20 protein-coding genes are annotated in these 26,128 nt (G+C 67.6%); 8 read left to right on the top strand and 12 right to left on the bottom strand.

All coding sequences use genetic code 11. The features are described from left to right. Positions 1 to 85: 85 nt before the first annotated feature. Positions 86 to 1,159, bottom strand: coding sequence for a DNA polymerase IV (locus AC1DRO_RS00835; RefSeq protein ID WP_476949441.1), 1,074 nt, complete (start codon positions 1,157 to 1,159; stop codon positions 86 to 88). A 581-nt stretch (positions 1,160 to 1,740) separates the two neighbouring features. Here AC1DRO_RS00835 and AC1DRO_RS00830 point away from each other — a divergent pair. Then, positions 1,741 to 2,667 (top strand): GerMN domain-containing protein, encoded by a 927-nt coding sequence (locus tag AC1DRO_RS00830; RefSeq protein WP_476949440.1) that lies wholly within the window; start codon positions 1,741 to 1,743, stop codon positions 2,665 to 2,667. Between the two features lie 50 nt (positions 2,668 to 2,717). On the opposite strand, the gene AC1DRO_RS00825 is transcribed toward AC1DRO_RS00830, so the two are convergent. The 3 genes from AC1DRO_RS00825 to hrcA all read right to left on the bottom strand — a co-directional run bounded on the left by AC1DRO_RS00825 (position 2,718) and on the right by hrcA (position 5,730). Then, on the bottom strand, positions 2,718 to 3,506 hold the full coding sequence (locus AC1DRO_RS00825; protein WP_476949439.1) for a 16S rRNA (uracil(1498)-N(3))-methyltransferase: 789 nt from the start codon (positions 3,504 to 3,506) through the stop codon (positions 2,718 to 2,720). A 2-nt stretch (positions 3,507 to 3,508) separates the two neighbouring features. Then, the gene (gene dnaJ, locus AC1DRO_RS00820) at positions 3,509 to 4,639 is read right to left on the bottom strand and encodes a molecular chaperone DnaJ (protein WP_243177400.1); all 1,131 of its coding nucleotides are present in this window, start codon (positions 4,637 to 4,639) and stop codon (positions 3,509 to 3,511) included. Between the two features lie 77 nt (positions 4,640 to 4,716). Beyond that, a complete protein-coding gene (gene hrcA / locus AC1DRO_RS00815; protein WP_476943603.1) occupies positions 4,717 to 5,730 on the bottom strand; it encodes a heat-inducible transcriptional repressor HrcA in 1,014 nt (337 codons plus the stop codon). 318 nt (positions 5,731 to 6,048) lie between these two features. On the opposite strand from hrcA, the gene AC1DRO_RS00810 reads away from it, so the two are divergent. Together AC1DRO_RS00810 and AC1DRO_RS00805 are read left to right on the top strand one after the other, a co-directional pair. Beyond that, positions 6,049 to 6,900: a DUF3097 domain-containing protein gene (locus AC1DRO_RS00810; RefSeq protein WP_476949438.1), complete on the top strand. Its 852-nt coding sequence runs from the start codon at positions 6,049 to 6,051 to the stop codon at positions 6,898 to 6,900. A 143-nt stretch (positions 6,901 to 7,043) separates the two neighbouring features. Next, positions 7,044 to 7,463 carry a DUF4870 domain-containing protein gene (locus AC1DRO_RS00805; protein WP_026537291.1) on the top strand — a complete coding sequence of 140 codons (420 nt, stop codon included), beginning with the start codon at positions 7,044 to 7,046 and terminating at the stop codon, positions 7,461 to 7,463. Between the two features lie 131 nt (positions 7,464 to 7,594). Here AC1DRO_RS00805 and hemW read toward each other — a convergent pair whose 3' ends face one another. Both hemW and lepA read right to left on the bottom strand, forming a co-directional pair. Further along, positions 7,595 to 8,833: a radical SAM family heme chaperone HemW gene (hemW, locus tag AC1DRO_RS00800; protein ID WP_476949437.1), complete on the bottom strand. Its 1,239-nt coding sequence runs from the start codon at positions 8,831 to 8,833 to the stop codon at positions 7,595 to 7,597. Between the two features lie 45 nt (positions 8,834 to 8,878). After that, on the bottom strand, positions 8,879 to 10,732 hold the full coding sequence (gene lepA, locus AC1DRO_RS00795; protein ID WP_476949436.1) for a translation elongation factor 4: 1,854 nt from the start codon (positions 10,730 to 10,732) through the stop codon (positions 8,879 to 8,881). A 361-nt stretch (positions 10,733 to 11,093) separates the two neighbouring features. Here lepA and AC1DRO_RS00790 point away from each other — a divergent pair, with 361 nt between their 5' ends. Both AC1DRO_RS00790 and rpsT read left to right on the top strand, forming a co-directional pair. Next, positions 11,094 to 11,699 (top strand): type II toxin-antitoxin system PemK/MazF family toxin, encoded by a 606-nt coding sequence (locus AC1DRO_RS00790; protein ID WP_476949435.1) that lies wholly within the window; start codon positions 11,094 to 11,096, stop codon positions 11,697 to 11,699. A gap of 203 nt (positions 11,700 to 11,902) precedes the next feature. Beyond that, on the top strand, positions 11,903 to 12,163 hold the full coding sequence (gene rpsT, locus AC1DRO_RS00785; RefSeq protein WP_018773112.1) for a 30S ribosomal protein S20: 261 nt from the start codon (positions 11,903 to 11,905) through the stop codon (positions 12,161 to 12,163). A 229-nt stretch (positions 12,164 to 12,392) separates the two neighbouring features. Here rpsT and holA read toward each other — a convergent pair whose 3' ends face one another. From holA to AC1DRO_RS00770, 3 genes are read right to left on the bottom strand one after another with little or no spacing between them, the layout of a single operon-like run. Next, the gene (gene holA / locus AC1DRO_RS00780; protein ID WP_028276695.1) at positions 12,393 to 13,409 is read right to left on the bottom strand and encodes a DNA polymerase III subunit delta; all 1,017 of its coding nucleotides are present in this window, start codon (positions 13,407 to 13,409) and stop codon (positions 12,393 to 12,395) included. After that, positions 13,343 to 15,406 (bottom strand): ComEC/Rec2 family competence protein, encoded by a 2,064-nt coding sequence (locus AC1DRO_RS00775; RefSeq protein ID WP_476949434.1) that lies wholly within the window; start codon positions 15,404 to 15,406, stop codon positions 13,343 to 13,345. The genes holA and AC1DRO_RS00775 overlap by 67 nt, the downstream gene beginning before the upstream one ends. A 1-nt stretch (position 15,407) precedes the next feature. After that, a complete protein-coding gene (locus AC1DRO_RS00770) occupies positions 15,408 to 16,388 on the bottom strand; it encodes a ComEA family DNA-binding protein (RefSeq protein WP_476949433.1) in 981 nt (326 codons plus the stop codon). A 580-nt stretch (positions 16,389 to 16,968) separates the two neighbouring features. On the opposite strand from AC1DRO_RS00770, the gene AC1DRO_RS00765 reads away from it, so the two are divergent. After that, the gene (locus tag AC1DRO_RS00765) at positions 16,969 to 17,619 is read left to right on the top strand and encodes a hypothetical protein (protein WP_476949432.1); all 651 of its coding nucleotides are present in this window, start codon (positions 16,969 to 16,971) and stop codon (positions 17,617 to 17,619) included. Here AC1DRO_RS00765 and AC1DRO_RS00760 read toward each other — a convergent pair. From AC1DRO_RS00760 to leuS, 3 genes are all read right to left on the bottom strand, one after another. Further along, positions 17,603 to 17,788: a hypothetical protein gene (locus AC1DRO_RS00760; protein WP_243177393.1), complete on the bottom strand. Its 186-nt coding sequence runs from the start codon at positions 17,786 to 17,788 to the stop codon at positions 17,603 to 17,605. The genes AC1DRO_RS00765 and AC1DRO_RS00760 overlap by 17 nt on opposite strands. A gap of 113 nt (positions 17,789 to 17,901) precedes the next feature. After that, positions 17,902 to 18,978, bottom strand: a complete 1,077-nt coding sequence (locus tag AC1DRO_RS00755; RefSeq protein WP_476949431.1) for a DegV family protein — start codon at positions 18,976 to 18,978, stop codon at positions 17,902 to 17,904. Between the two features lie 136 nt (positions 18,979 to 19,114). Continuing rightward, the gene (gene leuS / locus AC1DRO_RS00750; RefSeq protein ID WP_476949430.1) at positions 19,115 to 21,646 is read right to left on the bottom strand and encodes a leucine--tRNA ligase; all 2,532 of its coding nucleotides are present in this window, start codon (positions 21,644 to 21,646) and stop codon (positions 19,115 to 19,117) included. Positions 21,647 to 22,523: 877 nt separating this feature from the next. Between leuS and AC1DRO_RS00745 the strand changes: the two genes are divergently transcribed. Together AC1DRO_RS00745 and AC1DRO_RS00740 are read left to right on the top strand one after the other, a co-directional pair. Further along, positions 22,524 to 25,673, top strand: a complete 3,150-nt coding sequence (locus AC1DRO_RS00745; RefSeq protein ID WP_476949429.1) for an efflux RND transporter permease subunit — start codon at positions 22,524 to 22,526, stop codon at positions 25,671 to 25,673. Further along, positions 25,670 to 26,128: a hypothetical protein gene (locus AC1DRO_RS00740; protein ID WP_028276449.1), complete on the top strand. Its 459-nt coding sequence runs from the start codon at positions 25,670 to 25,672 to the stop codon at positions 26,126 to 26,128. Before AC1DRO_RS00745 ends, AC1DRO_RS00740 begins: the two co-directional genes overlap by 4 nt.

The following is a 26,128-nucleotide window of genomic DNA, read 5'->3' as shown; positions in this document are numbered from 1 at the left end:
CCCAGCCTAACTTTGACTTGAGAGCTTGCCAGGGTCATTTTGCAGCCGGCCCGCAGAACGCTGCACCGGTAAGGAAGCGACGCCGTCACCAGCCGCCGCGAGTCGGCGTATGTCCCTTTCGGGCATCGTCGGGCATTGCCATTTCGGCCCGCAGGCCCAGGAGCCGGATCGGACGGTCCGCTTCGATTCCGGCTGCGAGGTCCAGCGCCTGCGCGAGGATTTCGTCCCGGTCGAATGTCTCGGGAAGCTTCCTCGCGTGGGTCTTGGTGACGAACGGCGCGTACCGGACCTTGAGGGTCAGCCCAACCACGGGCCGACCTTCGGCCACAACATCCTCCAGGACGCGCGCTGTCAACTCCCTCACGGCGTCGTCGACCTGGGCGGGTTCGGTCAGGTCGCGCTGGAAGGTGGTCTCCCGGCTATGCCCTCGGGCAACCCACGGAGTGTCGTCCACAACACTGGCACCGTCCCCGCGTCCGAGCTCCGCGTACCAAGGTCCCATCCTGGGGCCGAACTCCGGGACCAGGTCACGGGGGTCGGACGCGGCTAGCTCGGCCACTGTGTTGATGCCGAGTTTGGCCAGCCTGCCCGACACCCTGGTTCCGACGCCCCAGAGCTCCTTGGTGGGCCGACGGCCCATGACGTCGAGCCAGTTCCCGGCAGTGAGACGGAAGACGCCGGCCGGCTTGCCGAAACCGGTGGCGACCTTGGCCCGGACCAGGGTGTCGCCGATGCCCACGCTGCAGTGCAGCTGCGTTCGCTCCAGGACAGCGGCCTGCAGCTGCCGGGCGTAGGCTTCCGGATTCTCCGTCTCGGTGCCTACAAAAGCTTCATCCCACCCGAGGACCTGCACGGTGCCGCCGGGCTGCGCGCGCAGGGTAGCCATGACCGTTTCAGACGCCGCGAGGTAAGCCTCCTGATCGACGGGCAGGATCACAGCTTCGGGCACTTTCCGGGCAGCAATGCGTAAGGGCATTCCGGAACCCACGCCGAACGCCCTCGCTTCGTAGGATGCGGTCGACACCACGGCGCGTTCCGTGGGGTCGCCCCGACCGCCGACAATGATCGGCTTGCCAGCAAGCTCCGGCCGCCGGAGCACTTCGACCGCCGCGATGAACTGGTCGAGATCGACGTGCAGCACCCATGGGATTCCGCTCACGCCACCAGTCTGCCCTAAACATCCCTTACAAGCACCGGCCCTCCACCAAGCCTGGCCGGACTCGCCGTCGTCAACGTGCCCTCCCATGCCCGTCGCTGCTGCGCACCGAAGTGCTTGGAGACCGGGTGCGGACAGCGTTGGGCGCAAAGGCCGACGATCTGGAAAAGTGTCGAACTCCTGGCCCTGACGCCCTACGCTGGCCTCCCAGCAGCGGCGAGGAAACGGCTCCGCCTCCGCGATGGCATGCCAATGCACTGATACGCCTGGTGCTGCGTCCCCTCGCCCGGACCACGTCAGCGCAAGGAACCACAAGCGGACGCCATTAGGTATCAACTTTGTATCGGCCTCATATCGTTCCCGTTGCAGTTCCGGCGCCAGGGCCCAAACCCGGCTTCCGCGCCGCGCCCGTGTGCCATGCTGGAATCCGGCTGTCCCGGCATCGCCGGGCCGGCCTCCGGCCGGTGAGGGATCGGGCGGCTGTCAGCGGCCGGCGACGGCAACAAACGGATCATCACCGCGGGACGCGGGGCTTAAGACGAAGGGACAGCGGCATCAGGAAGCGTGGAGCTCAGCAGCCATCGGTGGGGCGCGTCCGCCGCGTCGCGCTGGCGTTGGCGCTGCCTGCCGTGCTCGTCCTGTCCGGCTGCGTGGCGACGCCGCAGAGCGGCATCACAAATTCCAGCAGTCCATCAGAGCTCATTCCCGCCCCGGCGTCGGGCGTCCCCACCACGAGCGCACCGCTCGAGACTGCCCAGACGTCGAACAAGGCTCCGGTGTATTGGATCGGCCGGGCCAATGACAACGCGTTTCTCTACCGCGAGTTCCGCGACGTTCCGGATCAGGACAATCCCGTCACCCGCGCCCTTCGGGTCATGATGTCGCAGAAGCCCTTGGACCCGGATTTTTTCACGCCCTGGCAAAATCCGAAGAAGCTGGCGACGTCGATTTCCGGCAAGAACGTCATCACGGTGGATGTCTCCGCTGATGCCTTCAACAGCAACGTGGATGCGGCCATGGCCGAGCGCGCCATCCAGCAGCTCGTCTACACGGCGACAGCTGCCGCGGCCAGCGCCGGCCTCATCGATGCCGGACAGCAGGTCCAGGTGGTTGTGCTGGTGGACGGGCACACCGACTACGTCGCGTTCAACCATGTCCGGCTGGGCGAGCCGACGTCCCGCAGCGCCGGGATGGTGGCACCTGTGTGGATCATTGATCCGCAGGAGGGCACGTCCGTGGCCGACGGTTCGGTCAAGATCAGTGGCCGCAGCACCGTCCAGGGCGGGAAGCTCCGCTGGGCGATCCTCAAGGTTGACGGCGACGGCGACAACGCCAAGACCGCGTATCTCAACGGCAGCGCCACCGCCTCGGCCGATGCAGCCCGGCCCGGGTTGTTCACCTTGTCCGTGAACCTCGGCCCGGGCAATTACGAGGTCCGGGTGTCCCAGGTGGACGCATCCGACAGCGCCAAGGAAGTATTCCAGGACACCCGCGGGTTTACGGTCAAATAGCCGTCACCTCAACAAGGCATCACGTCACCTGCGGCGCCGGCTGCCGCAGGTCACCAGCGGCCGAGGATATCGCTGGCCAGCACAGTGGCGGCGGGCCCGGCCGTGGACGAACGCAGCACATGGTGCCCCAAAAGGGCCGTAACTGCGCCGGCGTCGCAAAGCCGGGTCACCTCCCGCGGACTGATCCCGCCCTCCGGACCCACGATCAGCAGGACCTCACGGGATCCGGCATCGTCTGCCACAACCTCGCCGGGCCCAACACTTTCCAGCCAGGCCTCGAGTACCTGCCGCAGCGGGCGCACAGCGTCCTCGTGCAGGATGACGGCGAGGTCTGCCGCCGCTACGACCGTCTGCAGCCCGGCGCCGTCGACGGCGGCCCGGACCTCGGGAATCCATGCCCGGCGCGCCTGCTTGGCAGCTGCCGTCACCACCGACTGCCACTTGGCATGTGCCTTCGCGGCCCGCTCAGCCTTCCACCGCACAATGGACCGCTCGGCCTGCCAGGGAATGACGGCGTCGATGCCCAACTCGGTCGCGGTCTCGGCCGCCAGTTCATCGCGGTCGCCCTTGGCGAGGGCCTGGACCAGGACCAGCCGTGTTCCGGGCCGTGGTTCCTCAGCCAGGCCCACGCATTCGACGGTCAGCTCCCCGGCAGCGACGGCTGTCACGGTGCCGGTCAGGCGCTTGCCGGCGCCGTCCGCGATGTCGACGGCTTCGCCGACGCCGATCCGTTTGACGGTGACGGCGTGGCGGGCCTCGGTGCCCCCGAGGACGAAGGCCGAGCCGGGGACCTGCTGGTCCAGGGCGCCTGGGGCGGTGAAGAAGACCGGGTTACTCACCGCTACAGGTTACCGAGCCGGTCCCGCAGTTTGGCGAAGACGCCGCCGCTGGCCGCGAGCTTTCCTTCCGTGAGGTGCTCACCGCGGTGCTTGGCCAGCTGGCGGAGAAGTTCCTCCTGGACGTGATCGAGCTTGACCGGCGTTTCCACCTGCAGGTGCACCTTCAGATCACCGCGGCCGTGGCCGCGCAGGTGCGTGACGCCGAGACCGCGAAGGGTGATGATCTCGCCGGACTGGGTGCCGGCCTTGACGTCGATCTCCTGCTGTCCGTCGAAGGTGTCGAGGGATATTTCGGTGCCGAGGGCGGCCGCCGTCATGGGAATGTTGAGGCTCGCGTGGAGGTCATCGCCCTCACGCACGTAAGTGGCGTCGTTGTTGACCCTGATCTCCACGTACAGGTCCCCGGCGGGGCCGCCGGCGGGGCCGGCCTCGCCCTGGCCGGACAGCTGGATGCGGGTGCCGGTGGCCACACCGGCCGGGACCTTGACGGTGAGGGAGCGGCGGCTGCGGATCCGGCCCTGGCCGCTGCATTCGTTGCACGGGTCCTTAATGACGGTGCCGAAGCCCTCGCAAGACCCGCAGGGGGCGGACGTCATGACCTGGCCCAGGATGGACCGCACGGCGCGCTGGACCTGACCGCTGCCGCCACAGATGTCGCAGCGGACCGGGTGGGTGCCTTCCCGGCAGCAGGACCCCTCGCAGGTGGGGCAGATGACGGCCGTGTCGACCTCGAGCTTTTTGTTCACGCCGAACACCGCATCGCGGAGGTCGATCCGGACGCTGATCAGCGCGTCCTGGCCGCGGCGGACCCGGGACGACGGGCCGCCCTGGCCGCCACCGGCGCCGAAGAAGGTCTCGAAGATGTCCTGGAAGGCGAAGCCCTGGCCCGAGTAGCTGCCGCCGCCGAACCCGTTGTCGGTACCGTTCTCGTTGCCCGTGGTGTCATAGACCCGGCGCTTCTGCGGATCGGAGAGGACCTCGTAGGCGTGCGTGACGGCCTTGAACCTGTCCGAGGCGTCCTCCCCGGGGTTCACGTCCGGGTGCAGGGTCCGGGCCAGTTTCCGGTAGGCCTTCTTGATCTCCTCCCCCGATGCGTCGCGGGAGACTCCAAGAACGTCGTAGTGGCTGCTCAAAGTGTGTATCTCTTCCTTGTTGTACTGCCTGTGGGCACTGCCTGTGGGGCAAGAAGTCGTATTCGGTCCCGGGCCTGTCAGGGGCCCAGGATCCTCGAAAGGTAGCGGGCCACCGCTCGGACGGCCGCCATGGTGGTGGGATAGTCCATCCGGGTGGGCCCAAGCACTCCGACCTTGGCCGTGGCGTCCGGCCCGTATGCAGTGGCCACGACCGAGGCCTCGGCGAGACCGTCGTAGGGGTTTTCCCGACCGATGCTGACGGTCACGCCGCGCGGGTCTTCGGCCATTTCGCTGAGCAGGCGGAGCATGACCACCTGTTCCTCGAGGGCCTCCAGCACGGGGCCGATGCTGAGCGGGAAGTCCACATTGGAGCGGGCCAGGTTGGCGGTGCCGGCCATGACCATGCGCTCTTCACGGCTGCTCGTGGCCAGGGCCTCGAGGCCGCGGGCCAGCGCCTGGGCTGCTCCGCGCCGCGCGGGCGGGCCGCCGGCAACGACGGCGGGCAGCAGCTGCGGCATCAGGCTCAGCGGTGTACCGGACAGGCTGGCCAGAAAGCTCGTCCGCAATTCCGCCAGCGCGTCGTCGGGAATGTCCTGCCCGACGTCGATCACGCGCTGCTCCACCTTGCCGGTGTCAGCGATCAGGACCGCCAGCACTTTCCGGGGCGCCAGCAGCACGAACTCGATGTGCCGCACCCGGGCGCGGCTGCGCAGCGGATACTGCACGACGGCGACCTGGTTGGTCAGGTGCGAGAGGAGCCTCACGGTCCGGTCAAGGATGTCGTCGAGGTCCTCGGATCCTTCCAGCAGCGCCTGGATGGCCCGGCGCTCGGCCGGCGACAACGGCTTCACCGCCGAGATCTGGTCGACGAACAGCCGGTAGCCCTTGTCAGTGGGGATCCGGCCGGCGCTCGTATGCGGTGCCGTGATCAGACCCTCGTCTTCCAGCGCCGCCATGTCATTTCGGATCGTGGCGCTCGAGACGCCGAGATGGTGCCGTTCAACGAGCGCTTTGGAACCAACGGGCTCACGCGAATGGACGTAGTCCTCCACGATGGCGCGCAGCACTTCGAGTTTGCGCGGTTCGCTCACGCTCCACCTCCTGTCGACTGTCCCGCAGCCGGTGCCACTCCCCTCGTCCGTCCGGGTCCACAAGTGGTGCACGGACGGCCCGACACAGGACAAGGGTTAGCACTCGACATGCCTAAGTGCTAACCAGTCTAATATGAGTCGCCGCGTTGTTAGCATTGGATTCGCTCCAGGCGTGGCCCGCGGGAACGCGATTCCCGTCACGCCGGCGCCGAGACCGTGGCAGCCGCTGCCGTTGCCGCGTCGTCGCGGTCCGGTTCCGGCCCCCGGAGAGTTCCACCGACCGCCCGTACATTCCGAGTGCAAAGTTAGCGTGTAGAGATGTCGTACCAGAACTGGGGACCCCAGGACCTGTCCGCCCCCGCCAAGACCCAGTTGCCGGAAGTCCCGGTGGAACGCGGGATGGTCCTCGAGGAGGTCCAGTCCGGTTGGGTGGGCGCCGTAACCCGGGTGGAGAAGTCCGGCGGCATGCACGTGGTGGCCCTGGAGGACCGGCGGGGCAAGTCGCGGTCCTTCCGTCTCGGCTTCGGCTTCCTCTTGGACGGCCAGCCCATCCGCCTGATGCCGCCGGCCCCGAAGAAGACGGCACCGGCCGCCGGGGCCGGCCGTACGGCGTCGGGCTCGGTGCGGGTGGCGGGGCAGCGCGCACAGGTGGCCAAGGCCAGCCGCATCTGGGTGGAAGGAAAGCACGACGCCGAGCTGGTGGAGAAAGTGTGGGGCGATGACCTCCGGGTGGAGGGCATCGTCGTCGAGCCCCTGCACGGCATTGACGACCTCGCGGCCGCCGTGGCGGACTTCGGCCCGGGCCCTGGCCGGCGCCTCGGCGTACTCGTAGACCACCTCGTGTCCGACTCCAAGGAGTCGCGGATCGCCGACGCCGTCATGGCCTCACCGGGCGCCGCCGGCAACGTCCTGATTGTGGGGCACCCCTACGTTGACGTGTGGCAGGCCATCCGGCCCGCGGTCCTGGGGATCGAGCAGTGGCCCGTGATCCCCCGCGGCACGGACTGGAAGACCGGGATCCTGATGGCTTTCGGCTGGCCCCACTCCACAAAGGAGGACATCGGCCTCGGCTGGCAGAAACTCCTGGGGGCTGTCCGCAGCTACGCTGATCTGGAGGCGTCGCTGCTTGGCCGCGTGGAAGAGGTCATTGACTTCCTCACCGTGCCCTAGTCCGCCGCGGCGGCCGCCCGTGATCTCCATTTCCGGGCCCGAGCAAGTATTCTTGAAACGGCGGCCGCGCTTCCGGTGCGGTCCCGGCTATTTCAGGCACAACCCAGGCAGCAACGCATCACCGCAATCCGAAGGGCTACACCGTGGCAGATAACGCACGCGAACACACGGGCAATCAGGCTGGCCATGGCCAGCCCCCGTACCATGGCGTTCCGGCAAACGCGCTGCCGCTGACGGCCAGCGAGGACCGCCAGTGGGCCACGCTCGCGCACTTCGGCGGCATCCTGGGCTGCGTGCCGTCGTTGCTGATCTACCTCATCTTCAAGGACCGCGGCCCGTTCACCGCACAGGAATCCAAGGAAGCCCTCAATTTCACGCTGCCGCCGACCCTAGCCGCAGTGCTGGCCAATCTGCTGGTCTTCATCCCGGTAGTGGGCAACCTCTTCGCCGTACTCGCCACAGTGATCTGGATCGCCGTGACGTGCTTCTCGGTGGCGGCAGGCATCCACGTCAACCGCGGCCAGCCGCACCGCTACGAGTTCAACCTGCGCTGGATCAAATAGCCGGCCTGCCCGGACCAAGCAAGAGAGCCGGCCGCCGCCCTTCAGGGGCAGCGGCCGGCTCTGTTTTGTGCGGCAGGGTGTGTTGTGGCCGCTGATGCGGCAGCCAACTATTGGAGGCTTTGCCGGGCAGACTAGTCCGGCAGGATCCTGCGGACGACGGCGTCGGCCAGCAGCCGGCCCTTAAGCGTGAGAATGAGCCGGCCTTTGAAAGCCGCCGCGGGGTCCACGAGGCCGTCCGCGATCAGCCCCGCGACAGCGTGCCTGCCGGTGTCCCCCAGGCCGCCGAGGCTTGGGATGTCGAGTCCGGAATTGAGCCGGGCCTCGAGCATGACCCGTTCCACGTTGCGGGTTTCGGAGTCCAGCGTTTCGCGTCCGGCGGCGGGTGAGGCGCCGGCGCCGAGGCGGTTGGCGTAGGCGGTGGGGTGCTTGACGTTCCACCAGCGGACGCCGCCCACATGCGAGTGTGCCCCGGGCCCGATGCCCCACCAGTCGTCCCCGCGCCAGTAGGCGAGGTTGTGCCGGCAGGCCTGTTCGGGGGTGCGGGACCAGTTGCTGACCTCGTACCAGTTGAGCCCGGCGGCGGAAATCAGTTCGTCGGCGAGTTCGTATTTGGCGGCGTGGTCGTCGTCGTCGATTTCCGGCACTTCGCCACGGCGGATCTGCGCGGCAAGCTTGGTGCCGTCTTCAACGATCAGGGCATAGGCGCTGATGTGGTCGGGGGCGTAGGACAGTGCGGTCTCGAGCGAGTAGCGCCAGTCCTCCAGCGACTCCCCCGGCGTCCCGTATATGAGGTCGAGGCTGACCGAGAGCCCGGCACTACGCGCCCACTGCACCACCTCGGGCACCCGGCTGGGCGTGTGGGTGCGGTCCAGGACCTTCAGGACGTGCGGCACGGCCGACTGCATGCCGAAGGAGACGCGGGTGAACCCGGCGTCGGCCAGCAGCTGCAGGGATGCGGGCGTGACGGAATCGGGGTTCGCCTCGGTGGTCACCTCGGCGCCGGGCTGCAGTCCCCAGGCGTCGATCGCGGCTGTGAGGATGCGCGCCAGGTCCTCCGCCGGCAGCAGCGTGGGGGTGCCGCCGCCGAAGAAGACCGTGCTGAGGGGACGGTCGGGCAGGCCGCTGCCCCTCAGGGCCGCGGCGGCGAACTCCACCTCCGCGATCGCGGTGGCGGCGTAGGCGCCCTGGGAGGCACCGCCGCCCAGCTCGGTGGCGGTGTAGGTGTTGAAATCGCAGTACCCGCAACGGACGGCGCAGAACGGGATGTGCACGTACAGCCCGAAAGCGCGCTGATCGGCGCCCTCACCGGCCTGGGCGGGCAGCAGCCCGTCCACCGGCGCCGGGTCGCCGAGGGGAAGAACGCTAGGCACGGGCCCGGCCTGCCGATACTGCAGCAACAGTCATTACCTGCACCGTTACTTCTTGGCCTTGTCCTTGGACTCGTCCGTTGTCAGCGCGGCGATGAAAGCCTCCTGCGGCACTTCGACGCGGCCCACCATCTTCATGCGCTTCTTGCCTTCCTTCTGCTTTTCCAGCAGCTTGCGCTTTCGGGTGATGTCACCGCCGTAGCACTTGGCGAGGACGTCCTTGCGGATGGCGCGGATGCTTTCGCGGGCGATGATCCGGGAGCCGATGGCGGCCTGGATGGGCACCTCGAACTGCTGGCGCGGGATGAGTTCGCGCAGCTTGCCGGTCATCATCACGCCGTAGGCGTAGGCCTTGTCGCGGTGGGTGATGGCGGAGAACGCATCAACCTGTTCGCCCTGGAGCATGATGTCCACCTTGACCAGGTCGGCCACTTGCTCGCCGTCGGCCTTCCAGTCCAGTGACCCGTAGCCGCGGGTCTTGGATTTGAGGATATCGAAGAAATCGAAGACGATTTCGGCCAGCGGCAGGCGGTAGCGGATTTCCACCCGGTCCTCGGAGAGGTAGTCCATGCCGCCAATGACGCCGCGCCGGCTTTGGCACAGCTCCATGATGGCGCCGACAAACTCGTTCGGCGCAAGGATGGTGGCGGACACCATCGGCTCACGGACCTCAGCGATCTTGCCGGTGGGGTATTCGCTGGGGTTGGTGACGTGGACGACCTTCTTGTCCTCCAGCGTGACCTCGTATTCCACGTTGGGCGCAGTGGAAATGAGGTCCAGGTTGTATTCGCGTTCGAGCCGCTCGCGGGTGATTTCCAGGTGCAGCAGGCCCAGGAATCCCACGCGGAAGCCGAAGCCCAGCGCGGCCGACGTTTCGGGCTCGTACACCAGTGCGGCGTCGTTGAGCATCAGTTTCTCCAGCGCATCGCGGAGCACCGGATAGTCCGTGCCATCGAGCGGATACAGGCCGGAGAAAACCATGGGCTTCGCGTCCGCATAGCCTGGGAGGGACTCGGTGGCCGGCTTGGCCAGGTTGGTGACGGTGTCGCCCACCTTGGACAGGCGGACGTCCTTCACACCGGTGATGAGGTAGCCGACCTCGCCGACGCCAAGGCCCTTGGAGGGGGTGGGTTCCGGGGAGCTCACACCAATCTCAAGGAGCTCGTGCGTGGCACGGGTGGACATCATCTGGATGCGTTCACGCGGGCGCAGCATGCCGTCGACGACGCGGACGTAGGTGACCACACCGCGGTAGGTGTCGTAGACCGAGTCGAAGATCATGGCCCGGGCGGGGGCGTTCGGATCGCCCACCGGTGCCGGCAGGTCGCGGACGATCTTGTCCAGCAGGACCTCGACGCCCATGCCGGTCTTGCCGGAGACGCGGAGCACGTCGTCGGGGTCGCCGCCGATCAGGTTGGCGAGTTCCGCCGCGTATTTCTCGGGCTGGGCTGCCGGGAGGTCGATCTTGTTCAGGACCGGGATGATGGTGAGGTTATTTTCCATCGCCAGGTAGAGGTTGGCGAGGGTCTGGGCCTCGATGCCCTGGGCCGCGTCCACCAGCAGGATCGCGCCTTCGCAGGCCGCGAGCGAGCGGGAGACCTCGTACGTGAAGTCGACGTGCCCGGGGGTGTCGATCATGTTCAGCGCGTAGCTGGTGCCGTCGAGTTCCCAGGGCATGCGGACGGCCTGGGATTTGATGGTGATGCCGCGTTCGCGCTCAATGTCCATGCGGTCCAGGTACTGGGCCTTCATGTCACGGGACTGGACAACACCGGTGAACTGGAGCATCCGGTCGGCCAGTGTGGATTTGCCGTGGTCAATGTGCGCAATGATGCAGAAGTTCCGGATGATGGCCGGATCTGTTGCGGCGGGCACCGGGGCGGTGCGGGCCATGGGAGACACGCAGGGTCCTTACTGTTGGCATTACTGTTGGCTTTTCCACGGCTCGGTGCGGATGCTCGTATGCCATCCTGCGACGTGGCGCAATTCTGTCCCTATAGTCTCCCACGTCCGGGCCAGTGGCAGTGCATCCCTGCGTTGCGTTGCGCGCTGCCCTGGGTCCGGTGGACTCTCGGCGGCATTCCGCCCGCCGGTCTGGCCTCGGTTCGGCTGCGGTTGGCCCCCCGGCTCTGGCTGCGTGCTGCGCCGTTCCCGGGACCGCCGGCGCCTGGCCGCCCGCCGACTGCCGGCCACCCTCTGCCCCACCTCTCCCTCCCTGTTTCCCTGCCCCTTTCCCTGCGGGGGTTGCCGGTATGGTTTCCCCATGGCTTGGAACTTACGATCGATCAGCGGCGCGGTCCGCGATGCCCTGCGCTTCCTGGATAAACTTGGCGGCTCCGCACCGGGAACCACCCGTGGGCCGGCGGCAAAACCTGCCCGAAAGCCTGCGGCGAAGCGGCGGCCGGGCCAGGCGCGTCCCGGTACCCCGGCCCGCTCCACAGGCGGCACCCCGGCCGCCGGACTGACCGGGACATATCCCGGCGACTTCCGGGGGCGGGCCGCCGTCCGCTATGCCCCCGCACCCAACGGCCTGCCCGAGCCCGGCGAAATCGTCTGGACCTGGGTGCCCTACGAAGAGGACTACTCCCAGGGCAAGGACCGTCCGGTGCTGTTGGTGGGCGCCAGCGGCAGGTATTTGTTGGGCCTGATGCTGACGAGCAAGGACCACGACGGCGACTCCCGCCGGTCGGATGACTACGTGGACATCGGCACGGGACCCTGGGACCGTCAGTGGCGGCCCAGCGAAGCGAAACTGGACCGGGTTCTGCAGATCAACGCGAAGGACATCCGGCGCGAAGGAGCGATCCTGGACGCAGGCCGCTTTAACCTCATCGCGGCCGCGCTGCGGCAGCGGCACGGCTGGAGCTGACCCGGCGGACGCCGTGCGCGGCGACGGATCGCCACCCGCACTCGTGCCTGCACGTTGATCTCTGCTATTATTTACAGCTGTGTGTCCGTGCAGGTCGACGGCCACAGATGGTTGGTCGCCATAGGTATCCCCACGCCGCTCAGTCAATGGCCAATCTGAAAGCCCTCTAGACCATTTTCCGCATTGAAAAAGAGAGTTCACACGTGGCTAATATCAAGTCCCAGAAGAAGCGCATCCTGACCAACGAAAAGGCTCGCCTGCGCAACAACGCAGTCAAGTCTGAGCTGAAGACGGCCATCCGCGCCGTCAACACCGCCGTTGAGTCCACCGACAAGGATGCTGCGGCTGTTGCACTGCTTTCTGCCAGCCGCAAGCTGGACAAGGCCGTCAGCAAGGGCGTTCTCCACAAGAACAACGCTGCAAACCGCAAGTCGGCCATCTCCAAGAAGGTCAACGCGCTCTAAGGTTTCCAGTTCACTTGAACTGATGATTGTGGCCGGCACCCCTTGGGCGCCGGCCACATCCAGTTAAACCGGTTCCGCAACGGGCCGGCTCCGGACCCGTTCTGGTACGACTCCGGTACGCCGCAGGCTGCCCGCAGCCGGGTCCGCGCCAGCAGGGCCGACACGCCGCACCTGGTCCGGCCGGACCCGCAGGGCCGACACGCCGGGCCACTGGGTTCGAACGCGGGTGTCAGGAACTCCTGGCCGAGGTGGCAATCACCGTTACCGCATGTTCCACGGCATAGACAGGATCCCGGGAGAGGCCCTTGACCTGGGCGTCTGCCTCGGCGGTGACCTGGATGGAGCGGACCAGCCCCTCGGGCGTCCAGCGCCGGACTTCCCGCTGGGCCTGTTCGACGAGCCAAGGCTGCATACCTAGTTGCTTGGCGATCTGCGAGGACGACCCCTGCGCGCCGGCCACCTTGGCCAGGGAGCGCAACTTCGACGCCAGGGCAGCCACGATCGGCACCGGGTCCGCGCCGGTGGCCAGGGCGTGGCGAAGAGTGGAGAGGGCCAGCGGGCCGTTGCCGGCCATCGCGGCGTCGGCGACCTTGAAACCTGTTGCCTCGACCCGGCCGCCGTAGTACTTGTCCACCATGGCCGCGTCCACGCCGGTGGTGGCGTCAGCGATCAGCTGGCTGCAGGCGGCGGCGAGTTCGGCGAGCTGCGCGCCAACCGCATTAACGAGGGCGTGCACGGCGTCGGGGTCGATACGACGGGAGGCCGCCCGGAACTCGGCAGTGACGAAGGCGATCTTCTCGGCGTCTTTCTTGAGCGGCTGGCAGTCGACAACGGGCCAGCCCGCGGCCTTGATGGCGTCCAGCAGCTTCTTGCCGCGGACTCCCCCGCCGTGGCGGAGCACCAGGAAGGCTTCCGGTTCCGGCTGGACCACATACTTCAGGGCATCGGCAAGGAAGGCATCGTTCATCGCCTCGAGCCCGTCAACCTCGATGAGCTTTTGTTCGCCGAACAGCGAAGGGCTGACGTTCATGGCCAGGGACCCGGCCGTGTAGCTGCCGGCATTGAGCCGCGTAATTTCGACGTCGGGCGCCACTGCGCGGACCTGCGCGCGGATACGGTCCATGGCCCGGGCACCTATGTAGTCTTCCGGACCGCCCACCAGGACGACGGCAGCAGGTGTCACGTCACGCCAGGTGGCGGTGTTCGACGCCGAGGTCCTGGGCCGTTGGGTCTGGGCAGCAGCCACTCGTGATTCCTCCCGGAAGTTGGTTTGCGGACTCTAAGCGTCCCACGCCCGGACCGGTGCTCCAAGCCGCGGCCGACGGGCCGCCGGGCGCCTGACCGTGTCGCCGCGTGCGACCGTCCATCGAGGACGGCGACTACCCGCGAGTGTGCCGCGAGGACGCCACGGGCGACCGCGGCAGGGTGCAGGCCGAGCCACGCCGCCGCCAGCACAGCCGCGGAAAAGATTCCCATGGTGGCTGCACCGAAGACTCCTTCCGGCCATGGCAAGGCGGCGCCCGGGAGAGCCGCGAACAGCCGGGCGACCCCCGCCACCGCGCCTGCGAAGACAGCAGCTGCGGCCATGAGGAGGCCCGCGGCGGCCGGGAGAGCGGGCAGGAGCACCACGGCGGCCGTGCCGAGGAGCGTAACGGGCGCCACGAGCGCTGCAGCGGCCACATTCGCGGGCAGCGTGTAGGCGCCGAACTGCGGCTGCAACAACACGATCGCCGGGCCGCAAAAGAGCTGGGCGGACAGGGGTACGGCGACGCCGGCTGCAGCCCAGCGCGGCACCGAAGGTGGCAGCCAGTCCATGATGCGGCGTCCGGCGACCACGATTCCCAGCGTGGCCAGGACCGAGAGCAGGAATCCGAAGCTGGCAGCCAGGACCGGCTGCGCCAGCAGCAGCCCGATGACGGCAACACAGAGCAGGCTGAGTCCGCGCCCCGCCCGGCCAAAAGCTACGGACGCGAGGCCGATGCTGCCCATGAGGGCGGCCCGCAGCACACTCGGATCCGGTCCCACCATGAGGACGAACAGCGCCAGCCCCGCAAGACTGGCCGCGGCGGCTGGCGCGCGCGGAAGCCGGAGCGTGCGGGCGGCGAGCAGCAGCGTCCCGAGGATCAGGCTGCAGTTGGCCCCGCTGACGGCGGTCAGGTGCGTCATCCCGACGGTCTTCATGGCGGCTTCCAGCTCGGGGTCCAGGGCGCTGGTGTCGCCGGTGACCATCCCGGGCAGCAGCCCGCCGGCGTCGCCCCCGAACCGTGCCGCCGCGGCGGTGAAGGCGAGGCGAAGCTCCCCGGGGCCCTGCTGCCAGGGCCCGGGTCCCCGCAACAGGGCTGGCGCCGACGTCGCTGACAGAAGTCCTGCCTCCGGCTCCCCTGGCGCGGAGGGACGGAGTTTGCCCGTGGCGCGCAGGAGCTGGCCCGGAACGGCGTCTCCCCACGTGGCCCCGCCCATGACGACGAACCGCGCGTCCCCGGCGACCCTGTGGCCGCCGAAGGTCATCGCCGTCAGGATCACGGGAACTGCCCAGCGGTCCGGCAGGCCACCGGCCCCGGGAATCCTGAGCCGCCGCGGGGCGCCTGCAATCTCCAGTTCCGCGACGACGGCCGCGCGGGCGGCCACAGCTTCAGCGATGGCGCCGTCGTGCCGCCGGGAGGCCTCGACGGCGGCGTGCGAGCCTGCCGCGAGGGACAGCAACAGCGCCACGGCCACCGTGGCGCGAATGCTGCGCGGAACCGTCTGCCCGGCACTGCGGCCGCACCCGTGGCCACACCGCCCACTCCTGGCGCCCCGCTCCCTCGACGGGCGGAGCCCAGAACGGCCGAGGATGACGCGACCGGCCACGATGAGCATGCCTCCGGCCGCCGCCAGCGCCGTGCAGAGACCGGCCAGCCCTGCAGGGGACAGCCAGTTTCCGGCAACGGCGGTCCCCCAGACAAGGAGTGCCGGGAGCACCAGGCGAAGGTCCGTCCGCCGTGTCCGTTCGATCGGGCGCTGACGCGCGGCGGTGTAGCGCGCGGGTTTGCCGGATCCGCGGATCCGGCCGGAGGCCACCGGGTCCCCGTGCTCCGCACGCGCCGGGGAATCGACGGCCGCATCGACGTAGCGCTGCCAGCGGCTCTGCGGGACCGCCACAGAACCCAGCGGGCCGGTCCGGTCCACGCCACGCCGTGCAGTGCCAGGCTGTGCAGCGCCAGGCTGTGCAGTGCAGGGCTTTTCGATCTCAGGATTTGCCACGTCAGATACCCACCAACGGGAGCAGGGCCTCAAGCAACTTCGGACCGATCCCATCGACGGCGTCGAGCTCCTGCACTGTCTTGAACCGCCCGTGCTGCTGGCGCCAATCCACGATCCGCTGCGCCAGCACCGGCCCGACGCGCGGGAGGGTCCCGAGTTCCTCGAGGCCGGCGGTGTTGAGGTTGACTTTCCCGGCACCGCTGACTGGCCCTGTGCCGCCCGTACCGGAAACGGGCGCAGGTGAGCCGTCCATGGGCGCATCGGCCTGACCCGGTTCGCCGCGGATGGGTACCAGGACCTTCTGCCCATCCTCCAGCACGGCGGCCAGGTTGAGCCGGTCCGGATCCCCGAGAACCGTGGGGCCGCCCGCCGCTGCAAGCGCCTCATGCAGCCGGCTTCCCGCCGGCAGTTGAACCACCCCCGGGCTGGCCACGGCACCGGCAACATGGACCTCGATGCTTTCCGGCTCCGCGGTGGCATCATCTCCCCGCGGCGCGGTTGACGCGCCATCCGCCGGATCGGGTGCTTCCTCGGCGGCCGGGGCGGAGTCGCTAAGAGCCACCACCTGCGCGCCGCCGGTCCCGGCCTGCCACCAGAAGCAGCCGCCCAGGACCACGGCGAGGACGCCCAGCAGGGCAGCAGCCTTAACCCCTGTCCTGGCCCGAAATCGTACAGCCAGCGCCTGTCTCCCGGCCCGGCGGTACCCGCGGGTTTCATCCACATGGTGTGAAGTGCCGCCCCCTACGCGCCGTCCAGCGGCGAGGACGGCATCAGCTGCCCGGACCGGGACAGGGCTGCCTGGCGCCGGAACCTGCAACTCCAGCAGCCCCGCCGAGTCGCCTGGTTCCCGGCCCGGATCCGCGGATTCGCCCGGATCCGCAGCATCTTCCGCACCCCGGGCAGCCCAGCGCGTCGCTGCCAGGCGTTCACGGGCAACCCTGACGCCTGTGGCGGATTCAGTTCCCGGGTTGCGGCGCGGCATGGAACGACTCTAGGCAGCCCTCACCCCCGCTGATACCGGAGACCGGGCGTATGTGGAAATACCTGAGTAATACGCGTAGATCCGCGGCATCAGGCAAGTATTCCCTACGCTGGTGCCCGCCCGGACCCGGTGGTAACGTCTGCATCCAATCGAGAAGACTTTGCCGGCTGGGGGCAACCCTGATCGCCTGGATGTAAATATCAGGCGTCGAAAGCTGGTGTGCAATGAAGTGGTTGTTTGGGCCCGCGGCGGTGCTGGCGCTTGGCGGCACCATGCTGCCAGCCCCGCCGGTCGTGGCAGACACAACGCAAGCCACCTCAACCCAGGTGGTCAAGTTTTCTCTGGAAAGCAGTTTCTGCCCCCAGTACGGTCTGTACGGCATAGCGCATGTTTCGGTCGACGGCACGGCGGGAATGACTGCCGACCAGAATTTCATCTGGACCACCCAAACGGCCGCCACCTCGATCCACGCAGTTCCGCCGCAGGGCGCCGTCGCCAATGTCACGATTGTCTACCACTGCAACGTGCAGGTGCTTTGGTGGCTGGAGCCCGGAAGTGCCCGCAGGGTGCAGGCCGCCCTGTGGGTCAACGGCTCAGGCCAGCAGCCCAGCTACACTATCGGGCCGAATCAGCCAGACCCCGGGCCAACGCCGCCGCCAACGACTCCGCCTCCAACGGCCCCGCCGGCCTCCCTAACGCCAACCACCCCACCAACGTCAGCGTCGCCACCCGCGCCCACGACGCCAACCGTCATACCGACCACCGTGCCAACGTCCGCGCCAGTCACCGTGCCGACGGTCCCGGCAACGTCCGCGCCGGCCGCGCCACCGACGGTCCCGGAAACGCCCGCCGCGCCAACGTCCGGGCCGGCCGCGCCACCGACGGTCCCGGAAACGCCCGCCGCGCCAACGTCCGGGCCGGCCGCCCCACCGACGGTCCCGGCAACGCCCGCCGCGCCAACGTCCGAGCCGGCCGCCCCACCGACGGTCCCGGCAACGCCCGCCGCGCCAACGTCCGAGCCGGCCGCCCCACCAACCATCCCGCCGACGTCCGTGCCGTCCGTCCCGCCAACGACCAGCCCACCAACCACCGTGCCAGCGACAACGCCAGAGACAGCGCCAACGGAAACAGACACTCCCGCGCTTACAGCATCGCCAACGCCCGGACGGACAACGCCCGTGCCTACCCCCTAAAACGCAGCTGCAGCCTGGGGTTCACTTCTGGTAGGTGATGTATGCCTCGTACTGAACCCGCCATTTGTCCGCGGCCTTGGGATCCGGGACCGTGGTGGTGAGGAATTGAACGCTGGTCACTTGGCCTTTGAGGTATTTCAGCCACTTGGTCACCTCTTCGGCAACGTCGCGATCGAGCTGGGCTACGTGGTGCACCTGCATTGCCATGGCGGCCTCCGGATTCGCTGGTTCTCTGGGTTCGGTGGAGTGACTTTACCGCCGCCGCCCGTTCACGGCCAGAGTCCAGCGCCGGCGCAGATAGAGCACATGGACCCGCCGCGTTAGTCGCCGGCTTCCGTCGCTTCGGCCTCCGCCCTGCCAGGGGGCGTTTCCCCGCTGTCCGGGTTGGCGATGTCCCCGGCGAAGGCATCGGGTTTCGCTGCAGCAGGGGTGCTGCCCTCCCCCACGATCACGGCGAGCACACCGAGCCCGGCGTGGGCCGCCAGGACTGCCGGGAGAGCGCTGATCTGGGCCGGCGGACATGCCGGCAATGCCACGGCCAGGCGCCGGGCAAGGTCTTCAGCTTCGGCCTGGTTGCCAAAGTGGTGCACAGCCAGCCGCGCCTGCCCGGCAGGGCGGCCGGAGGCATCCGCGGCCACGATTTCTTCCAGGCGTGCGATGGCCTTCGCCGCTGACCGGACTTTTTCCAGCGGGATGATCCGGCCGTCTTCCACCGCCAGGATGGGTTTGATGGAGAACATGGTCCCCCAGAGCGAGGCCGCCGCCCCGATCCGGCCGCCCCGGCGCAACTGCTCCAGGGTCGGGACATAGAAGTACACTTTGGTGCGGTCCAGCCGGTCCTGCGCGAAGGCCAAGACGCCGGCCGCGCTCCTGCCGTCGGCGGCCGCGACCACCGCGCCCTGCACGCCCATCCCCTGGGCCATTCCGACCGTCCGGGAGTCGAGGACCTCTACGGGTATGCCGACCCGTTGGGCTGCCAGGCGGGCGGCGTCGGCTGTCCCGGACAGCCCCGCGGAGATGTGAATGGAGACCACGGACTGGAAGCCACGCTCGCTGGCCTCCCGGTAGGCGTGTTCAAACTGCCCCGGTGACGGACGCGAGGTCTTGACGGGTTTGCCGCTGGCCAGGGCCACGGCGATGGTCTCCGCAATGTCGTCCTCACCCTCGCCGTAGATTTCGGCGCCGACCATCACGGGCATTGGGACCACGGTGAGCCGGCCATCAGCAGTGAAAGCCCGGACCCAGTCCGCGGGCAGCGCGGCGGCAGAGTCCGTGACCACCGCAACCTGCACGACGGCGGCGGGAGGCGCTTCCGGCATGCTGTCCCGGGAACCCTGCCGCAGGCGAACAAGCCGCTCGCGCAGCCATGGCCAGCCTGACGGCTCGCGGTGTGGCACGAAGGACCTCCTGCTGTGGGGACGCGTGGACTTTCTTCTCCGGCGGGGGCACTTGCGCCCGTCCCATTGTCTGCACTGGTTGTCTGCACTGGCCGCCGGGATCAGCCGGCGGCCAGTGTCAGGCTGGTACGTCCGGCTAGGCCGGGACGATGTTGACCAGTTTAGGCGCCCGTACGATCACCGTGCGCAGGGCACGGCCGTCGAGGGCGCGCTGGACATTTTCCGATGCCAGCGCCAGTTCGCGCAGGTCCTCCTCGGAGATGTCCGGGGAAACCTCCAGCCGATCCCGCACCTTGCCCTGCACCTGGACGACGGCAGTGACCGTGTCCTCCACAAGCAGTGCATCGTCGTGCGTGGGCCAGCCGGCGTTGGCGACCGATGCCGGGTGCCCCAGGACGTTCCACAGATCCTCGGCGGTATACGGCGCAAACAGGCTCAGGATGACGGCTACGGCTTCCACGGCCTCGCGGACTGCTGGGTCCGCACCGCCGGCACCGCTGGCTGCATCTATGGTCTTGCGGGTCGCGTTGACCAGTTCCATCAGCTTTGCCACAACCACGTTGAACTTGTTGTTGTCCAGCAGGGCCTGCGCATCGGCGATCGTGCGGTGGGTGACGGTGCGCAGCGCACGGTCACCGGTGGCGGCATCGACGCCGGGTGCGCTTGTGACGTCCTGGCCGAGGCGCCAGGCCCGGGCCAGGAACTTCGCGGAGCCCGACGGCGATACGTCCGCCCAGTCGACGTCGTCCTCCGGCGGGGAGGCGAAGATCATGGTCAGGCGGACAGCGTCCACGCCGAACTTGTCCAACTGCTCGCCGAGGTCGACACCGTTGCCCAGGGACTTGCTCATGGCCTTGCCGCCGTTGAGCACCTGCCCCTGGTTCAGCAGCGCGCTGAACGGCTCGTCCGCCTCAATCATGCCCAGGTCGTGGATGACCTTGGTGAAGAACCGCGCATAGAGCAGGTGCAGGATGGCGTGCTCCACGCCGCCCACGTACTGGCCGACCGGCATCCAGTCGTTGATCTTCTCCGGATCGAACGGACCGCCGGTGTACTGCGGGGAGACGAAGCGCAGGAAATACCAGGAGGAATCCACGAAGGTGTCCATCGTGTCCGTGTCCCGCTTGGCCGGGCCCTGGCAGTTGGGGCACTCGACATTGACCCAGCTTTCGACCGCGGCGAGCGGTGACGTGCCCTTCGGGGACAGGTCCTCGCCGCGCAGGTCCGCCGGCAGGGTCACGGGCAGCTGATCGTCCGGGACCGGGACCTCCCCGCAGGCCGGGCAGTGGATGATGGGGATCGGTGTGCCCCAGAACCGCTGCCGGCTGAGCAGCCAGTCACGCAACCGGAAGTTCACGAACTTCTCCCCGGTGCCCAACTCGCGCAGGATTTCGATGGCCGCCGGGATGGCCTCGGCCTTCGGCAGCCCGTCGAGGCCGCCGGAATTGATCAGGGTTCCCTCGCCGGTGGTGGCGATGCCCGTGGCAGCGGGGTCTTCCTCGCCCGTGTCCAGGACTGCCCGGACGGGCAGGTCAAAGGTCTTGGCGAAGTCGAGGTCGCGCTGGTCGTGGGCCGGGACGGCCATGATGGCGCCCGTGCCATAGTCGGCCAGGACATAATCGGCGGCCCAGACGGGCAGCTTTTCGCCGTTGAGCGGGTTGGTCGCGTAGCGTCCGGTGAAGACGCCGGTCTTTTCGCGCTCGGTGGACTGGCGCTCGATTTCGGAAAGCGCCTTGACCTGTTCCCGGTAGGCGTCCAGGGCGGCCGCGTGCTCGTCGGTGACCAGTTCGACGGCGAGCGGCGCGTCGGCGGCCACGACGAAGAACGTGGCGCCGTAGAGCGTGTCCGGGCGCGTCGTGAAGACGGTGACGTCCTTGGCGGCTTTGCCGCCGTCGGCCTCGATCACGAAGTTGACGTGGGCGCCCTCGGAACGGCCGATCCAGTTTTTCTGCATCGCGAGGACGCGTTCGGGCCAGTGCCCGCGCAGTTCGTCCATGTCATCGAGCAGGCGGTCGGCGTAGTCGGTGATCTTGAAGTACCACTGGTTCAGGGACTTCTTGGTCACGGGAGTGCCACACCGCTCGCAGGCGCCGTTGACCACCTGTTCGTTGGCCAGCACGGTCTGGTCCTTGGGGCACCAGTTGACCGGCGAATTCTTCCGGTAGGCCAGTCCCCGCTCGTAGAACCGCGTGAACAGCCACTGGGTCCAGCGGTAGTACTCCGGGTCCGAGGTGTGCAGCCGGCGGGACCAGTCCGCGGAGATTGCGTAGCGCTTGAATGACGCCGCCTGGGTGTCGATGTTGGCGTACGTCCACTCACTGGGGTGCGCGTTGCGTTTGATCGCCGCGTTTTCCGCGGGCAGGCCGAAGGAGTCCCAGCCGATCGGGTGCAGCACGTCGTAGCCCTGCTGGCGCAGGTAGCGCGCCACAACGTCGCCCATCGCGAACGCCTCGGCGTGGCCCATGTGAAGGTCACCGGACGGATACGGGAACATGTCCAGCACGTAGCGGCGTTCCTTTGAGCCGTCGTCGAGCGGCGTAAAGACCTTCAGGTCTTCCCAGACCTGCGGCCACTTGGCTTCCATTGCCGCGAAGCTGTAGGTACCTTCCTCAGGCCCCTCCGCCGCGGCTGATGGCGATCCGGTCTGTGTTTCCGGCTGAACGCTCACTGCTGGCCTCTTCTGTTCTGTGCGGCCTGTCACCCAGGCCTGTCTACCTTCAGGCCTGCCTGCCGCCAGGCCTGTTCACCATCAAGTCTGCACTGTCACCGCCGGCTGCCCGGCCCTGACTCCATACTGTCCGTACGTGGTACCCCTGCTGTTACTTCGTGCGTTTCGGACCGGAATGTACCCCGGACACACAAAAGCCCCTCGACATGGAGGGGCCGCCGCTCGGCAATCCGGGGACTCTTCGGAATCGAGGTCTCGCCGGGATGCCGGGCGGCTAGCTAAGCAGGAGCACGGCGCGCATAGGACCACTTTAGCCCCTCGGGCTGGTTCGCGCTGAACCGACGGGCCGGTTGCGGCCCGGTAGTCGCAGTCGCCTCGCGCTCCGGCGCCCTGCGCGGGCTGTTATGTCCGCAATTGTTACAAACGACATACCTATGGAATAGCGGTACTTACTGTCAATTGACCGAAGTATCAGGCACGTAACTACGACAGAAATTTGGGTAGCTCGGCACGGAAGACAGGGTAGAAAGACAGCAAGCACCCGGGTGGCCAGCCGCGGGCCTCGGTGCCCTTCCACGAAGTTTGTTCGGAGAGCGCATTGTGAGCCTCCAGGCTGGGAGAAACCCGTGAAAAGCCGGGAAGCAAACCTAAAATTTTGATCTTGCCAAACGATTCAAATGGGAACACTATTCGATAAAGATCAGCAGGAAATGGGATCTCTTGGGGGGATTCGCAAATGGTCTCGGGTTGAGGAGCCTGTCATGTATCACTTGCGCAATTATTCCGTGCACTTGCCGAAATCCACCGCCGGCCGCACCCGCGACGCCGGCTCCCTGGAACGGGGCTAGCCATGTTCGGCTGGATCACCCGTTTCAGTATGCAGTTCCGCATCCTGGTTCTCGCCATGGCGGCCGGACTCATTGCCTTCGGGGTAGTGAACATCCCCCACGTCGCCATCGACAGCATGCCCGAGTTCGCCCCGGCCCACGTCGAGATCCAGACCGAGGCCCTGGGCCTCTCAGCTGCCGAAGTTGAACAGCTCATCACTGCTCCGATGGAAGCCGACCTCCTTAACGGAGTGGCGTGGCTCGATGAAATCCGGTCCAAATCAGTTCCCGGCCTGTCCTCGATCGAGCTCGTGTTCGAGCCGGGCACCGACCTCCTGCGCGCGCGCCAGCTCGTGGCCGAACGCATGACCCAGGCCCACGCGCTGCCGAACGTCTCAGCGCCGCCGCTGATCATGCAGCCGTTGTCGTCAACCAGCCGCGTCCTTATGGTCCGGATGAGCTCCAAAGAGCTATCCGGGATCGAAATGTCGGTTCTGGCCCGGTGGAAGATCAAGCCGCGGCTGATCGGCATTCCCGGAGTCGCCAACGTTTCCATTTGGGGACAGCGCGAGCAGCAGCTCCAGGTAGAGGTGACCCCCACGCAGCTGCGTGACAAGGGCATCACGCTCGAACAGGTCATCAAGACCACCGGCAACGCAGTCTGGGTGTCGCCGCTGAGCTTCCTTGAGGCGTCCACCCCCGGCACGGGCGGGTTCGTGGAGTCGCCGAGCCAACGCCTGGGCATCCAGCACGTGCTGCCCATCCGAACGCCGGAGGACCTGGCCAAAGTCAGTGTCGAAGACGCCGGTTCTCCCATGCTCCTGGGTGACATTGCCCAGGTGAAGGAGGACCACCAGCCGCTGATCGGCGATGCCGTCGTCGGCCAGGATGCGGGCCTCCTGCTGGTCGTGGAGAAGTTCCCCGGAGCCAGCACGCTGCAGGTCACCAAGGACCTCGAGGCTGCGCTGAACGACATGCAGCCCGGGCTTTCCGGGATCCAGATGGATACGTCCGTCTTCCGGCCCGCCTCGTTCCTGCAGGATGCCGTGGACGGACTCGGCCTGGCGCTGCTCGTGAGCCTCCTGATCGCCGTGCTGCTCTTCTGGGCCCTGTTCCGCTCCTGGCGGGTGGCCGTGATCGCCCTCGTGGCGATCAGCACCACCGTCATGGCGGCGGGAGTGGTGCTCTACTTGCTCGACTCCACATTGAACATCTCGATCCTCGCCGGCATCTTGCTGGGCGTGTCTGTGATTGTCGGAGACATCGTGGAGGATGTGCAGGCGCAGCGGCGCCGGCCGCTGCGGACCACCGAGACCGAGACAGATGCCACCATCAGGTTCCGCATGGTCCAGCTTGTCCGCAGCGTCCGCACACCGCTATTCCACGGGTCCCTCATCATGGCCCTCGCGCTCGTACCGACGCTGTTCGTCACGGGAGTCGGCGGTGCGTTCTTCCAGCCCCTCTTCTGGTCCCTGGCGTTGGCGCTTGCCGTGTCAATGCTGGTGGGTTTGTCCGTGACCCCGGTCCTGGCGTATCTCCTGCTTCCCGGTGAGAAAGCCCGGCGGGCGGACTCGCCCGGTGTTGTCCGGGCCAGGTCCACCTACGACAGGGCACTCGAGGGGGCACGTTCCCGCCGCACCCTCGGCATTGTCGCTGTCGCCGTCGTTGGACTGCTGGGACTCGCCGCGGCATCGCAGCTGGTCGGGAACCGGGCGGTCGTGCCGACGATTCCGGACCGGACACTCCTGGTGCAGTGGGACTCGATGGCAGGCACGTCCAACGACGAGGTGCGTCGGGTGGCGTCCAAGGCGTCCGACGAACTGCGGACCCTGCCGGGTGTCTCGGGAGTTGGAGGCCACATCGGCCGCGCCATTTCCTCCGACCAGGTTGTCGGGAACAGTTCCGCGGAACTCTGGGTGTCCATCACCCCGGATGCCGACTTCAGCGAAACGGAGCAGGCGGTACGTGACGTCGTCCAGGGCTACCCCGGCATCGCCCACAACGTGGTGAATTACTCCCAGCAGCAGATCGGCCAGGAGCGCAGCAGCATGGATTCCGGATTCGCCGTCCGCGTCTACGGAACAGACTTGCCGGTCCTGCGCGAGAAGGCTGAAGAGGTCCGCAAGGCCATAGAAAAGGTCGACGGCGTGAAGAACCCGACGATCAACGCCAGCGCCATGACGCCCATCGTCGAAGTCGAGGTCAACCTCGAGGCGGCGCAGAAGGTCGGCATCAAACCCGGCGACGCACGCCGCGCTGCTGCCGCCCTGATGCAAGGCATCGTCGTCGGCAACCTCTTCGAACAGCAAAAGGTCTTCGAAGTGGTGGTGCGCGGCGCGGTGGACGTCCGGGATGACCTGACCAGCATCCGTGAGCTCCTGCTGGACACGCCAAGCGGCGGCCAGGTCCAGCTGGGCCAAATCGCCGACATCCGGCTCGTTCCCAATGAAGTCGTGATTCTGCACGATGACACCTCACGCCGGATCGACGTGGTGGCCGAGGTCAGCGGACGTCCGCTCGCGGATATCCAGCGCGACATCAACGCGGCGATCGAGCAGATCCAGTTCCCGCTGGAATACCACGCCGAAATCCCCACGAAGTACAGTGAACAGCTCGCCGGGGACGCCATGGTTCTGTGGATCGGCGCGGCTGCCCTCCTGGGAATCCTGCTCCTTCTCCAGACAGTGGTGCGGAGCTGGAAGCTGGCGCTTGCCATCTTCCTGTCCCTGCCGGCCGCGCTGGCCGGGGCCGCCGTGGCCGCGTGGATCGCGGGAGGCGCCATCACTGTGCTCGCGCTCACGGCCTTTGCCGCGGTGCTGGCCGTTGCCGCCCGCAACGCGGCGCTGCTCTCCGCCCGGACGGATGAACTGTGGCGGGCCGCCCCGCACGAATCCCCTGACAAGGTCATCATGATGGCGGCCCGGGACCGGGTCTCGCCCATCCTGAAGGCAGCCCTGATCACGGTGGCGATCCTGATCCCGCCGGGACTCTTCGGCGGCGCCGTCGGCGGGTCCTTCCTGGGCCCGATGGCCCTGATCATCGTCGGCGGACTCATCACGACAACTCTCATCGGGATCTTCGTACTCCCCCTGCTCGCACTCTGGTTCGGGCCCAGGTCCGCCCCGGAAGAGTGGGCCGAAGTGTACGAGGCCGAAGTTCCCGTCCAGCCCGTTACGCAGGAAAAGGTGGAAGCAAAATGACCAGCCAACAGCCCTCGCGGCGCCTGCCCCTGGCGGCCGCTGTATGCGCAGCACTTCTGTTCGCGTTGCCCGCATGTGCCCAGACGACGGCGGCGGCCCCCGCCGCCGTTTCGGCCAACGAACCCGCCAAGGTGGAAAAGAATGCCGCAACGGGCATCGCGAAACTGACGTTGACGGAGAAGGGAATCGAACGCCTCGACCTGAAGACCGACACCGTCAAGGCCGGAAAGGGTAAGGACGTCGTCGTGCCCTACTCAGCCCTGCTCTACGACGCCAGCGGAAAAACCTGGGTGTACACCAACCCGGCCCCGCGGGTCTACCAGCGGCAGCCGGTCACGGTAGCCAAGGTGGAGGACGGAGTGGTCACGGCCTCGGCCGGGCCCGCGGTCGGCACCGCAATCGTGACCGTCGGCGCGGCTGAACTCTTCGGCGCTGAATTCGATACGGCGCACTGA

This window comes from Arthrobacter sp. P4_F11 (assembly GCF_056401395.1).
The sequence above is the reverse complement of the archived record's forward strand: the minus strand, read 5'-3'. Positions and strand labels throughout refer to the sequence as shown.

Coding starts and splice junctions, on each gene's coding strand:
- AC1DRO_RS00760 (WP_243177393.1), bottom strand. CDS start 17,788: ATGGCAATGCAGGTGCACCACGTAGCCCAGCTCGATCGCGACGTTGCC.
- AC1DRO_RS00770 (WP_476949433.1), bottom strand. CDS start 16,388: ATGCCGCGCCGCAACCCGGGAACTGAATCCGCCACAGGCGTCAGGGTT.
- AC1DRO_RS00790 (WP_476949435.1), top strand. CDS start 11,094: ATGGCTTGGAACTTACGATCGATCAGCGGCGCGGTCCGCGATGCCCTG.
- AC1DRO_RS00740 (WP_028276449.1), top strand. CDS start 25,670: ATGACCAGCCAACAGCCCTCGCGGCGCCTGCCCCTGGCGGCCGCTGTA.
- AC1DRO_RS00745 (WP_476949429.1), top strand. CDS start 22,524: ATGCAGTTCCGCATCCTGGTTCTCGCCATGGCGGCCGGACTCATTGCC.
- AC1DRO_RS00810 (WP_476949438.1), top strand. CDS start 6,049: ATGTCGTACCAGAACTGGGGACCCCAGGACCTGTCCGCCCCCGCCAAG.